The organism is Flavobacterium endoglycinae (genome assembly GCF_017352115.1).
In the GTDB taxonomy this organism is placed as follows: Bacteria; Bacteroidota; Bacteroidia; order Flavobacteriales; family Flavobacteriaceae; genus Flavobacterium; species Flavobacterium endoglycinae.
In genome coordinates, this window is the sequence record NZ_CP071448.1 from 4,619,841 (window position 1) to 4,632,243 (window position 12,403).

The 12,403-nt window shown below is 33.0% G+C and carries 12 protein-coding genes; 6 read left to right on the forward strand and 6 right to left on the reverse strand.

Annotated elements, in window-relative coordinates:
• The first annotated feature begins 13 nt into the window (after positions 1-13).
• The 4 genes from J0383_RS20250 to J0383_RS20265 all read left to right on the forward strand — a co-directional run bounded on the left by J0383_RS20250 (position 14) and on the right by J0383_RS20265 (position 2,865).
• Positions 14-1,060, forward strand: coding sequence for a sensor histidine kinase (locus J0383_RS20250; protein ID WP_207295760.1), 1,047 nt, complete (start codon positions 14-16; stop codon positions 1,058-1,060).
• Positions 1,047-1,748: a LytR/AlgR family response regulator transcription factor gene (locus J0383_RS20255; RefSeq protein WP_207295761.1), complete on the forward strand. Its 702-nt coding sequence runs from the start codon at positions 1,047-1,049 to the stop codon at positions 1,746-1,748. Before J0383_RS20250 ends, J0383_RS20255 begins: the two co-directional genes overlap by 14 nt.
• 91 nt (positions 1,749-1,839) lie before the next feature.
• Positions 1,840-2,298 carry a hypothetical protein gene (locus J0383_RS20260; protein ID WP_207295762.1) on the forward strand — a complete coding sequence of 153 codons (459 nt, stop codon included), beginning with the start codon at positions 1,840-1,842 and terminating at the stop codon, positions 2,296-2,298.
• A gap of 90 nt (positions 2,299-2,388) precedes the next feature.
• The gene (locus tag J0383_RS20265; RefSeq protein WP_207295763.1) at positions 2,389-2,865 is read left to right on the forward strand and encodes a hypothetical protein; all 477 of its coding nucleotides are present in this window, start codon (positions 2,389-2,391) and stop codon (positions 2,863-2,865) included.
• A 171-nt stretch (positions 2,866-3,036) separates the two neighbouring features.
• Here the strand turns inward: J0383_RS20265 and J0383_RS20270 are convergent, their stop codons facing one another.
• From J0383_RS20270 to J0383_RS20295, 6 genes are all read right to left on the reverse strand, one after another.
• The gene (locus tag J0383_RS20270; protein ID WP_207295764.1) at positions 3,037-3,801 is read right to left on the reverse strand and encodes an SDR family oxidoreductase; all 765 of its coding nucleotides are present in this window, start codon (positions 3,799-3,801) and stop codon (positions 3,037-3,039) included.
• Between the two features lie 270 nt (positions 3,802-4,071).
• On the reverse strand, positions 4,072-4,794 hold the full coding sequence (locus tag J0383_RS20275; RefSeq protein ID WP_207295765.1) for an SDR family oxidoreductase: 723 nt from the start codon (positions 4,792-4,794) through the stop codon (positions 4,072-4,074).
• Positions 4,795-5,121: 327 nt separating this feature from the next.
• Positions 5,122-6,045 (reverse strand): helix-turn-helix domain-containing protein, encoded by a 924-nt coding sequence (locus J0383_RS20280; RefSeq protein WP_207295766.1) that lies wholly within the window; start codon positions 6,043-6,045, stop codon positions 5,122-5,124.
• A gap of 279 nt (positions 6,046-6,324) precedes the next feature.
• Entirely contained in the window at positions 6,325-6,891 is a 567-nt protein-coding gene (locus tag J0383_RS20285; RefSeq protein ID WP_207295767.1) for a 2'-5' RNA ligase family protein, read from the reverse strand.
• A gap of 21 nt (positions 6,892-6,912) precedes the next feature.
• Positions 6,913-7,227: a hypothetical protein gene (locus tag J0383_RS20290; RefSeq protein WP_207295768.1), complete on the reverse strand. Its 315-nt coding sequence runs from the start codon at positions 7,225-7,227 to the stop codon at positions 6,913-6,915.
• A gap of 400 nt (positions 7,228-7,627) precedes the next feature.
• Positions 7,628-8,653 (reverse strand): helix-turn-helix domain-containing protein, encoded by a 1,026-nt coding sequence (locus tag J0383_RS20295; RefSeq protein ID WP_207295769.1) that lies wholly within the window; start codon positions 8,651-8,653, stop codon positions 7,628-7,630.
• Between the two features lie 107 nt (positions 8,654-8,760).
• Between J0383_RS20295 and J0383_RS20300 the strand changes: the two genes are divergently transcribed.
• Both J0383_RS20300 and J0383_RS20305 read left to right on the forward strand, forming a co-directional pair.
• Positions 8,761-11,145 (forward strand): TonB-dependent receptor, encoded by a 2,385-nt coding sequence (locus tag J0383_RS20300; RefSeq protein WP_207295770.1) that lies wholly within the window; start codon positions 8,761-8,763, stop codon positions 11,143-11,145.
• 27 nt (positions 11,146-11,172) lie between these two features.
• On the forward strand, positions 11,173-12,399 hold the full coding sequence (locus tag J0383_RS20305) for a DUF4374 domain-containing protein (protein ID WP_207295771.1): 1,227 nt from the start codon (positions 11,173-11,175) through the stop codon (positions 12,397-12,399).
• The last annotated feature ends 4 nt before the right edge of the window (positions 12,400-12,403 follow it).

The window sequence follows — 12,403 nt, forward strand, 5'->3', positions numbered from 1 at the left end:
TTAAGTTTTAAAAATGAGCATAAAATTCGATAACATATTGGATAACAAATGGTGGCAGGAAATTGCCGTCGTCGCGTTTTCCTTTACCATATATACCTTGAAAAACGACTGGATGTTATTTAGTTCCTTAACATCTGTGTTAATGGGGATTTTCTTTTACTGCATTCTTTACATGCACGCCCAGTTTAATCGTTTCTTCCTTTTTCCCATATTATTTAAAACCCGCCGTCCTTTTACGTACCTTCTTTTAACGCTTTTTGGTGTTCTTGTTTTCTCGATAGTTTTATATGAGATTACGATGCTGGATATGTTTAAAAATCTATATTTTTACCAAAACTCACATCAACGGAGTTATTTGTACCAGCTGGCGAGCGTTTTAGGAACTTTGGTTTGTATTCTGAGTCCGATAATTGTTTTTAAATTTTACAGAATTCACAGAAAACGTACCGAAGAAGCATTGCTGTTCAATCAAATGCAGTTGAATTCTTTGAAGGGACAATTGAACCCGCATTTTTTATTCAATACCTTTAATACACTATACGGAATAAGTCTTGAATTTCCTGATAGAACGCCGGATTTAATTATGAAAGTTTCGCAGTTAATGCGTTATCAATTAGAAAGTAACAGCAAACAATGTGTATCTTTAGAAGATGAATTAGAATTCATTAACAGTTATGTACAGCTTGAAAAAGAACGTGTTGGATATCGCTGTGATATTACATTCGATTATAGAGTAGACAACGAAAATTCATATAAGATTTCGCCCATGCTTTTAATTGCTTTTATTGAAAATGCTTTTAAACACGGAACCTGTGCTATTGAAAAATGTTTTGTCCAGATTTTTATAACGGTAGAAGATGGTCTTCTTCACCTTCATGTGGTGAATTCAATTCCGAAGAAAACAGATGTGGTTTCGACTAAAATTGGTTTGAAAAACACGATTGAAAGACTGAATTTGATTTTTGGAAAGAATTATAATCTGGATATTCAGGATAATAAAAATACTTATATTGTCGATTTGAAATTGCAATTGAAAAGATTTGCCAATGAAAGATCCTAAGAAATGCATCATTGTAGACGATGAACCTGCTGCGCATTACGTTTTAGCCAATTATATAAAACAGAATCCGCAGTTAGAATTGGTTTTTCAGGGCTATAACGGCATTGAGGCAATGAATTATCTTCGAGAAAATCCAGTCGATTTAATGTTTCTCGATATTAATATGCCAGAGATTTCGGGGATGGAATTGCTTAAAATTCTTCCAACGCATCCCAAAACAATTTTGACTACGGCATATTCTGAATTTGCTCTCGAAAGTTATGATTATGGAGTGATTGATTATCTTCTGAAACCTATTTATTTCCCGAGGTTTTTGAAAGCAATCGATCGTTTTTTTTCTACAGAACAGGTGAAGAGCCGCGAAGAAGAAGAAATTGTTGTGAATACAGTAAGCGTAAAAGTAGATGGTTATTTTATTGAAATTGAACTTAATCAGCTTTTGTTTGCACAGAGTTTTGGAAACTACGTAAAACTGCATACCACAAAACGAACTTATCTCGCATCGATCACCACAACCGAACTTGAAAAATGTCTTCCAGAGAAGAATTTTATGCGTATTCATAAATCGTACATCGTAGCTTTGGATAAAATTGAAGCCACGGAAAAAGATTTTGTGGTCATTAAAAATGAAAAATTACCTATTGGAATAACCTACAAGAGGGAATTGACCGATAGACTAAAAAAGTAATATTATTTTTATCAAAATTTATTTGGAAATTATTTTAAAAGTAATAATTTTAGTACGATGTTTTTTGGTTGTTTAATTTAATAGTCAAATCATGAAAAACGTATTTTTAGCAGTAGTTCTATTGTATACCAGCTTTTTAATTGGGCAAAATACAGAGGTTACACCACCTGAAATAGTGAAGATGAAGTTTGAGAAAGAATACCCAGGAAAGGTTCCTGTCTGGTCATTGAAATATGTAGGAGATGATGATGATGAAATTCGGTACGAGGCGAAATACAACACCGATAAGAATACAAAAGCATTGGCGGTTTATGATAATCTGGGAGTTTTAAAAGCATACGAACTTCAGATTCCATTAAGTCAATTGCCAGCTAAGGCACAGAGTTATTTAAAGAAAAACTATGCAGCAAAAGCCATAAAAGAAATTGCAGTGGTAGTAGATGATAAAAACCAAACTACTTACGAAGTAGGAGTCGAAAAAAACTCCAAATTCTATGATGTAGTTTTTGATAAAAATGGTGGTTTTGATGTTAGCATTGAGAAGGATTAACAAATTTGATTTTTCTTAAAATTAAAACTAACACTTGTAAAGTAATATTTTTATTACATATTTTTGTGGTTTACTAATTAAAACATAACCATGAAAAACGTTCTTTTATTTACACTTTTAGTATACAGTAGTTTTATAATGAGTCAGGCAGGAATTATAGTACCGCCTGAAAAAGTAAGATCGGCTTTTGAAAAAAAATATCCTAAAAAAACAGCTGTTTGGTCAATTGAATACGGCAATAAAGATGACGATGTTAGATTTGAAGCCAAATTTGATACAGATGCGCAAAAAAAAGGATATGCACAATTTGATCAAAAAGGAAATTTCAAATTTTTTAAAGAACAGATTTCAGCAGTTAAATTACCAAACAATGCTATTCTTTATTTAAATAAAAATTATCCAATAAAAGCAAAATCAAAAATTGAAACTGCGGCAAGAAATGTCTTTTTTGTAACTGATGCGCTGAAAACATTAGTTTATGAAGTTACGGTAAGAAAAGAGATGAAAAATTATAAAGTCATCTTTGATACAGAAGGGAACTATATTAATAGAGTTCAAATTAATTAAGAATACTTACTAATTCAATTATATTTAAAACGACAAACCCGATAAGTTTTTAAGCTTATCGGGTTTTGTTTTTAGTTTCAGTTCAAGCTAAAGTTAAACTAACACACATTTCTAAAGTTGTTAGGTGTAATTTGGAATTTGGAATTTAAAATTTGATTTTTTTAAAACTAATTATAAATTCATTCCACCAGAAACTTCGATTCTTTGAGCGTTTACCCATCTTGCATCTTCTGTACATAAGAAGGCAACTACACCGCCAATATCGTCAGGAAGACCCACACGGCCTAAAGCTGTAATCGATGCCAGCATTTTGTTTAATTGCTCATTATCGCGAACTACACCACCTCCAAAATCTGTCTCGATTGCGCCAGGTGCCACCACATTTGCTTTAATGCCGCGTGCTCCTAATTCTTTTGCCTGATATTTTGTTAAAGTTTCTATAGCACCTTTCATAGATGCATAAGCAACATAACCTGGAGTAGAAAATCTCGCCAAGCCTGTTGATATATTTACAATTCCGCCGCCGTCGTTCATAACGCTTAATGCTTTTTGAGTTAAGAAAAAGGGTCCTTTAAACTGAATGTTTGTCAATAGATCGAATTCTTCTTCTGTAGTTCCTTCAAATGAATTGTGAATCCCGATTCCAGCGTTGTTTACTATGAAATCGAATTTATCTGTTTTAAAAGTATTTTTTAAAACTGCTTTTACTTCTTCGAAAAAAGCATCAAAAGTTCCTGAATTTCCAACATTCAATTGTATCGAAGCTGCTTTTTGACCCAGACTTTCAATTTCTGAAACTACAGCGTCAGCTTCATCTTTTTGACTATTGTATGTAATAATTACATCAAGTCCTTTTTTTGCAATTGCAATTGCCATATTTTTTCCTAAACCTCTGCTCCCTCCAGTAACCAGAGCGATTTTTGTATTTACTGCCATATTTTTAATTTTTAATTGTGAATTTTTAATTGTGAATTGTTTGTCAGTCTGAGCGAAGTCGAAGACCCTTTACGTTACGAATATCCTTCGACTTCGCTCAGGAAGACAATCGTTGTTTTTTGTAGAAAATTTTTAACACATAGAAACATAGAATTTATTACGTTGAAAAGAGTAAAGAAATAAACTCGTTTCTAACACATAGCTATGTGTATTTAAATAAGTGAAACGCCTTTTTTAAGTTTCTAAATCTATGTTTCTATGTGTTTAAATTTATGGATGCATTGCATTAAAATGATTTCTTAAATCTTCTGCGCTTGCATTTAATCTAGTTTCGCTTGTTCCGAAAGTCAGTTCTTGTTTTCCTTCTTTCAATTGTTCGAAAATAGCTTCGATAAAACTGCTTACACTTGGATGTGCATCATGAAGTCCGATTCCTCCTAAATCAGTGTTTAAAGCCGGTGGGATAATTTCAACTACTTCAATGTTTTTTTCTTTTAATAAATGACGAAGTGAAAGCGTAAACGAACGGAAAAATGCTTTTGTAGCCGAATAAACCGGAACTTTTGCAAAAGGGGAAAATGCTAACCCAGAAGTGGTATTCATTACCGTTTTAAGTGATGGCAGCTGAATAAATAATGAAGTTAAATGCAAAGGAGCTTCAATATTGGTAGTGAGCTCATTTTTCATGTTTTCATAAAAATCAGTATCTGTTATTGTCATCCAGTTCTGAATTCCAGCATTGTTTACTAATACATTTAAATCAGGATGATTTTCTTTAATCCATTCATAAAGTGCAACGCGTTCTGCTTCTATAGACAAATCGCATGCTTTTGTAATAACCGTAGGGAATTTAGCTTTCACTTCTTCTAAAAGAGAAGCTCTTCTTCCGCAGATAATTACCGTATTGTTTTCCTGAATAAATCGTTCCGCAAGTCCAAGTCCGATACCGCTTGCACCGCCTGTTATTAAAATTTTGTTGTTTGATAAATCCATTTTTTCGATCTTTTAATTTGATGATACAAAGTTAGAGACGAAGCAGTGCTGGCGAATTGTAAATATCAAACCGATGTTTGCGAAATTCAAATCACATCAATTTAAATTGTAAAAATCAAATTCCAAATTCAAAATTCAAAAAAAGTAATAGTAAAATCCCAAATTGCAATTTCTCATTTTATGTTTTCCTGAGCGAAGTTGAAGGACACGCACTGTATGATCTAGCATGCAATCTTTCGACTTCGCTCAGGAGGACAAGCTTTGTGTGAGTTCTCTAAGAAAATCTACAATCTAAGGATCTACAATCTAAAATCTGCAATTTTAAAATTATGAACGGAAAGCAAGTGGCGTATACGAGGTTTGTTTTTTAAAGAAGTTTGAGAAATGCGCTAGTTCTTCAAAACCAAGAGAATAGGCGATTTCAGAAATATTCCAGTCAGTCTGCTTCAATAATATTTTGGCTTCGTTTGTTAAACGTGAACTAATTAATTCGGTGGTGGTTTTTCCGGTGTTTTCCTTTAAAACCTTATTTAAATGATTGACATGCACTGATAATCGTTCAGCGAAATCTTTTGCGGTTCTTAATTCTAAACGCTGACGCGGCGATTCAATTGGAAATTGTCTTTCTAATAATTCAGCAAACAAAGAAGAAACTCTTGCAGCCGAATTGTGCTTTGAATATAAAGCGGTTATAGGCTGTAATTTCTGTCCGAAGTGGATTAACTCAGCCACGTAATTTCGGATTAAATCATACTTATAAATATAATCGGAGTTGATTTCTTTTTGTATTTTATTGAAAATCAAAGCAACTTCTTCTACTTCTTCATCAGATAATTGAAAAATTGGATATCCGTCTGAAGCAAAAATAGGAAGTTCATCCAGATCGATTCCGCTTTTTGTTTTAGATAAAAATTCACTGGTAAAAACGCAGAACTGTCCGCCTTGATTAGTGTCTTGAGGCAGATAGTTATACGGAATTTTCGGCGTTGCAAATAACAATCCCTGTTTTTCGATTTCGATTACTTTATCAGCATATTCTGCTTTGTTGTGGCCTCGAATCAAACTTATTTTATAATAGGCTCTTCGGTCGTAAGGCATTCCAGGTTTGTCTTTAAGGCGTTCTAAAAGTTCTTTTATGTCAAAAACATTGAAATGTCCAATCTCTTTCTGAATGTCATTTGGAAGAAGAGAATTGGGTTCAACAGTTGAGCCTTCGGTGATGTCTTTGTAAAATGAATCTAAAGATTTCATAGTGTAGTGAATTGTAAAATTCAAATATACGAAAAAAATGAAGAATGGTTTTTGTTTGTTTAAAGTTTCAGGTTTCAAGTTGGGTTTAACCGCAAAGTTCGCTAAGAATTACGCGAAGCACGCAAAAGTTTTTATTGATGTGGATTGGCTCGCAAAGACGCGAAGTCGCTAAGTTTTTTTATTCGCATTTTTTGTCATTTCTCATTCCGAAATGATAAAAAAATCTACTAAATCTTTGCAAACTTTGCGTTACTCTTGCGTCTTTGCGGTTAAAAAAAATCAAAACAAACTTCCCTGCACAAATTCAGGTTCAGGATTGCTTCCAAATTCAATTGAATCAATTACAAAAAACTGTTTTTTAATGGGATCAAATTCTCTTATAACAATTTCGTTGCATAGAAAATCAATATTAATTGTAGTGAAAAGCTGTGATGCGATCTTTAGATTTTCTGGAGTTAATCGTCTTCCAATTGACATATGCGGATCGTCGCTTTTTTTGAGTTTTAAAGATTTCAGGGTTTCATGAATCTTTTTCATTATAGGTATTAGATTGTTTTTAGATTCTTCGTTTGGAGCAATAAAAAAAGCTCCAGCATTGTCGTAAGAACCAAAATGATCTAAATATACTTGAGAAGGCGTAAAGGTGTCGCAGATTTTAATTAGCTTTTTCTTAATAGAATCAAATTGAGAATCGTCAATTTGGAATTCACAAATCGTAATATGTGCTTCAGAATTGCAGCTGTTGTACCAATTTTTATGAACTTTACTTTTCAAAAGATCTTTCATTTCTTTGACAGTATCCACAACTGGTTTCGAATAGAATACTACAGAATAGGTTTTTTCCATTTTTAAGCTTTTAAAACAAATTTAAAGCTTTCCTTTTAAATGCAATCTGTGCAGGATTTCAGATTTTAGTAAACCGCTTCCTCCGCCAAAATGTTCGATTACTTCTACATTGGGCTGTTGTTTTAAGCAGAAAGAAGTAAATTCTTTTTCAACCTGATCTTCAATAGCTGAACTTAAAAGAACAACATCAATTTTATGGTTCAAAAAATATTCCTGAGCTTCTTTTTCGTTGCTGAAAGCGACCGCGTTCCATTCGTCATAAGCATTGACGAGGCGTAATAGAATCGCTAATATTTCCTCGTTTTTTCCAAGTAGTAAGAATTGTAACATTTCCATTTTTTAAGATTCTAAGTTTATATGAATATTAAAATTTTGAGTTTTCTGTTTTGTACAAATTTAGAAGTTAAGTTTGACTCCATAACTTAATGTAGGACAATAAAATAAAATTTCAAGAAAAAAAATCAGAAAAATTTTAGCAAAATGTGGGAAACCGTAAAGAAATGTCAAAAACAGATTTTAGATTTGTATTTAGGAAACCGGAGATCATTTACCTTTTTCGCTTGTTTTCCAAAACGTTTCTTTGTTTTACTGTTTTTTTAGAAGAAACAATTTTTTTAATTAATAAAGTTTGACATATAGATTGTGGGGATCTTTGTATAATTTGCAACTTATACAAAATGTCTAACCTTTACGGGTTTTTAGGTCTGGTTTTTTAACTATATCTAAAAACCCTTTTTTATCCAAAAACAAGCATTCCCGTAATCCATAAATGTATAATTTCCCAGTTGATCTTGAATTTCTGCGGAGATGATCCATAATAATTTTTAAAAGCCGCCGAAAAATGTGAAACATCTTTATACCCGCATTTGTACGCTACTTCACTTACCGTTGCCATTTTATCTTTGAATAATTCTTTGGCATATTCCATGCGAAGTTTAATGATATAGCTCTTGACAGTAGTTCCAAAACAACTTTTAAATCCTTTTTTTAGTTTAAATTCGTTTAAAGAAATCATTCTTGAAAGTTCGGTAAGAGTAGGGGCGTGTACATAATCTTTCTCGAGAATTAGTTTGGCCTCCTGCAGTTTGTTGTATTCATCTTCATCGACAATTTCTTTCTTTTTAGACTGCATTATAATCGCCTCGAGCTGATGAATAAGAAGTTCTCTGATTTTGGTTTCGATATACATTTTTTTTAATGCTCCTTTTCGGCTGCAGTTTTTTATTTCAGATATAATCCATTGAATTGAAGGTGTAAACGGAATGTATTTAGAAGTTAAAAAACTTGATTTTTTAAATAGAATATTTTTTGAAAATTTCTCGTGAAGTTTCCAGTCTTCATTGATAATATTGTTGTAGAATTCTTTGGAGAAAATGATTATCAGGTAATTGACTTGTTCAAATGCAGGGATTTTATAAGTGGCTTTAAATTTTGTCGAATAAAAAATATTATGTGTATTTTCTTTTAAATACTTTTCGGTTTCAAGTTCATCGATGTTGGTTTCAATGTTATTGCAGCTTACAAAATCCATCACGACACATTCTTTATTTATTTCGAATTCCTCTATCTGCGGTTTCGAAAAGTACATTTGAGTATCAATAAGAGCCATTCCGTCAGTTTTTAGAATACGAATTTTAACTTCATCTGATTCGGTAAGGTTAATATTTTCTTCTTTTAAAGCGCTTTTAGGATCATAATGATCGTTTATTTCAATATTGATAATAGGTTTTTCGTAGGCTGAAAGTGTCGATTTGATTCTCAAAATATAATCCGTTTTTACAAAATAATAATCCGTTTTTCCCTAACTTTTTTGAGTCAGTTGATGGTACTTTTGCGTCAAAGTTATTTATAATTAGTCTAATTAAACATATGTCAGCTCATAAAATTTTATTTTTTATTTTATTTTTCGCCTTTTCGTTCTTTGTAAAAGCCCAGCAAAATCAAGGTTTCACAGTAAGTGGACAAGTTTCTGAAAAATCAGGTCAAATAATTCCGTATGCTACAGTTATGGTAGAAAAAACTGACTTAAGTATGATTTCAGATGAAAATGGAAAGTTCGTTTTTAAGAATGTGAAGCCGGGAAAGTACACTTTAAAAATTACAGCGGTTGGTTTTTCAAACCTTAAAAAAAATATTGAAGTTTCATCAAAAGATGTAAACGCATCGTTTCAGTTAGAAAACGAATTAAACGAACTGCAAAGCGTTACGGTTTTAGGACGTTCTGCTACCGACAAAGTAAACAAACAAGCGTATAATGTTACAGCCATCGACGCTAAAAAGCTGCATAATTCGACTTTAGATCTTGCACATGCCCTTGATCGCGTTTCGGGAGTTCGTGTTCGTGAATCAGGAGGTGTGGGATCAAGATCGGAACTTGCGATAAATGGTTTTTCGGGAAATCAGATTAAAGTTTTTATTGATGGAGTTCCTATGGATAATTTCGGTTCTTCTTTCCAAATGAATAATATTCCAATCAATCTTGCAGATCGTGTAGAAGTTTACAAAGGTGTGGTTCCAGTTTGGCTTGGAGGTGATGCACTTGGCGGTGCCGTAAATATTGTAACGAATAGCAAACCCAGAACCTATGTAGATGCTTCTTATTCTTTTGGATCTTTTAATACGCATCGTTCGGCAGTAAATGCAGGATATACAGCCAAAAGCGGATTTACTACAGAAGTCAATCTTTTTCAAAATTACTCCGATAATAATTATTGGGTAAACGTTGAAACTGCGGATTTAAATACAGGAAAATATTTTCCGAATGCGCGCGTGAGACGATTTCATGATAAATATCGAAATGAAACAGCTATTGTAAACATTGGTGTTACAGGAAAAAAATACGCCGATAAATTATTATTTGGAATTACGGTTGGTGAAAATAAAGCTGATATTCAAACGGGTGCAAGAATGGTAACTGTGTTTGGTGATCGTTATACACGAGGAAATATAATCATGCCCACGGTTAAATATCAGGTAAAAGATTTGTTTACCAAAGGTTTGAATGTAAATATTTCTGGAAATTTTAATCTTGGAGAAGAACAGACAGTCGACACCGTTTATAGAAAATACAACTGGTTTGGCGATTACAAACAATATGAAGGTGCAGGTGCCGAAAGCAGTCGTACGCTGCAGAAACTTCGTAACAATAATGGTATTGCTATAGCCAATGTTACCTATAGTTTGGGCGAAAGACATTCTTTTATGCTGAATAATACCTTCAATACTTTTGATCGTAAAAGCAGTGATGAACTTTATCCGCAGTCTTTAGTTTACCAACAGCCTCAAAAATCACAAAATAATATAACTGCCTTAGGTTATAAATTCGATTATAATGAAAAATGGAGCACTTCACTTTTTATTAAAAATTATTATCTGATGCGAGAATATACCAGAAGTTATAATCCATCTGGAAATGCAGGAGATATTGCCTATCAAAAGTATAATGAAGATCAATCTTTGCAAGGATACGGAGGTGCAACCAGTTACTATTTAAGACCAAATTTACAAGTAAAAGCTTCTTTTGAAAAAACATTCCGACTTCCAACTCCAACGGAACTTTTTGGAAATCCAAATGATAATGTGGAAGGAAATGTAAGCCTTAACCCAGAAACCAGTAATAATATAAATGCGGGTGTAAGTTATCAAACCAGTTTTAATACTGTAAATGCTTTGGCTTTTGATTTGAATTTTATGTATCGTGATGCTTCAGATTTTATCAGAACCACTTTTAATAATAATCAAAATAAAACAGTTACGCTGAATCAGGATAGTGTAAACAATTACGGTTTTGATGGTGAAATCAGGTATTCCTATAAAAGCAGATTTACTGTGGGTTTAAATATGACGTATCAAAACTTACGCAATATGACCAAATACGAACCAGAGCAGAATTATGTCTCATATTATTATAAAGACAGAATGCCGAATATTCCTTTTTTATATGGAAATGCCGATGCCACAGTTTTTTTTAATGATGTATTTAAAAAAGGAAACAATCTATCAGTTGGTTACAATTTGTTGTATGTGCACGCTTATTATCTGTATTGGCCAAGCCAAGGAGCTAGTAAATTGGATATTCCAGAACAATTTAATCATGATTTAAACGCGGTTTACACATTTGCAGATGGTAAATATAATATTGCTCTTGAATGCAAAAACTTATTAGATAATAAGTTATACGACAACTTTTCATTGCAGAAACCAAGTCGTGCTTTCTACATAAAACTGAGATACTTCTTTACGAAATCAAAATAAATTTTTAATAATTCAAACCATAATACCATGAAAAAAAATAGCACATTAGCGTTATTTGCGGCTTTTATAGCTTTTACAACATTTTCCTGCAGCAGCGATGACAAATCCGAAGAGAACACGGGCGGAAGCGATACAGGAAAAACAAAATATATCATTACGGCTACAACTGGCGCAACCGGAGTGGCAGATTATCTATTAACGGCAGATGATGTTTCTACAGGATCAATTACGACTGTTGGAAACGGTATCGAACAAGATGGAACCTATCGTTATTATATTACAGCCGAAAATAACTTTTTCAGTTTGCTTTACGGACAAGGAAATCCAGGAGCTGTAACAACTTACAACTTAAATGCTTCAGGAAACTTAGTTAAGAAATCAAACTTTCAAGCCGAAACTGTTCACGTTTTCGCAGCTGTAAACAGTGATATTTTAACTGTTAAAGTACCAAGAAGCGGAGCTTCTATTGCTTCAATGTATAAAATTGATGCTAAAGAATCTCTTATTAAAGGTGAAGCACAGCAAGATACTAAAGTATTGGCAGGAAACGGAGAAAGAGCTTTCTTTACTTGGGCAACTCAAGTTGGTGATAAAGTATACATGCCGTACATGAGCATTAAAGGTGATGGAGTTGATAACTTCGGAACGGTAAATCCAGACAGTACTTGGGTTGCTGTTTACAATTATCCAGAGCTTAAATTACAAAAAGTAATCAAAGATAACCGTACCAGTTATTTAGGAGCTTACTTTACAAAAGGTTTGTTTCAGGATGAAAATGGAGATGCTTATGGATTTTCTGGAGCGATTGCAACAAGCAATTCAGTTTTGGTTTCTAAAAAACCTTCTGCCGTAGTGAGAATCAAAAAAGGAACTACAGAATTCGATCAATCGTATTTCTTTAATGTGGAAGAAAAATCAGGTGGATACAAAATCTCATCTACAAGCTACATTTCAAATGGTAAATTTTTATTGTTAATGTATGGAAACGCTGGAAAAAACAACGGTGCAGTTAAATTGGCTGTAGTTGATGTGTATAACCAGACATTTAAATGGGCGACAAACGTTCCTGAAACCTTGACTTCTGCGACAAGCCGTTACAATATTACGTCTGAAGATGGCAATTCTGCTATTATCGGAATCAATACTCCTGAAGGAAACTGGATTTACACGGTTAATGGTACAACTGGAGCCGCTACAAGAGGTATGAAAGTTGAAGGCGGCCAGATTACTGCTATCCAGAAATTGAAATATTAATTTT

Excerpts from the sequence above, each read along its gene's own strand:
- J0383_RS20250 (WP_207295760.1), top strand. The coding sequence starts at position 14 with ATGAGCATAAAATTCGATAACATATTGGATAACAAATGGTGGCAGGAA.
- J0383_RS20255 (WP_207295761.1), top strand. The coding sequence starts at position 1,047 with ATGAAAGATCCTAAGAAATGCATCATTGTAGACGATGAACCTGCTGCG.
- J0383_RS20260 (WP_207295762.1), top strand. The coding sequence starts at position 1,840 with ATGAAAAACGTATTTTTAGCAGTAGTTCTATTGTATACCAGCTTTTTA.
- J0383_RS20265 (WP_207295763.1), top strand. The coding sequence starts at position 2,389 with ATGAAAAACGTTCTTTTATTTACACTTTTAGTATACAGTAGTTTTATA.
- J0383_RS20270 (WP_207295764.1), bottom strand. The coding sequence starts at position 3,801 with ATGGCAGTAAATACAAAAATCGCTCTGGTTACTGGAGGGAGCAGAGGT.
- J0383_RS20275 (WP_207295765.1), bottom strand. The coding sequence starts at position 4,794 with ATGGATTTATCAAACAACAAAATTTTAATAACAGGCGGTGCAAGCGGT.
- J0383_RS20280 (WP_207295766.1), bottom strand. The coding sequence starts at position 6,045 with ATGAAATCTTTAGATTCATTTTACAAAGACATCACCGAAGGCTCAACT.
- J0383_RS20285 (WP_207295767.1), bottom strand. The coding sequence starts at position 6,891 with ATGGAAAAAACCTATTCTGTAGTATTCTATTCGAAACCAGTTGTGGAT.
- J0383_RS20290 (WP_207295768.1), bottom strand. The coding sequence starts at position 7,227 with ATGGAAATGTTACAATTCTTACTACTTGGAAAAAACGAGGAAATATTA.
- J0383_RS20300 (WP_207295770.1), top strand. The coding sequence starts at position 8,761 with ATGTCAGCTCATAAAATTTTATTTTTTATTTTATTTTTCGCCTTTTCG.
- J0383_RS20305 (WP_207295771.1), top strand. The coding sequence starts at position 11,173 with ATGAAAAAAAATAGCACATTAGCGTTATTTGCGGCTTTTATAGCTTTT.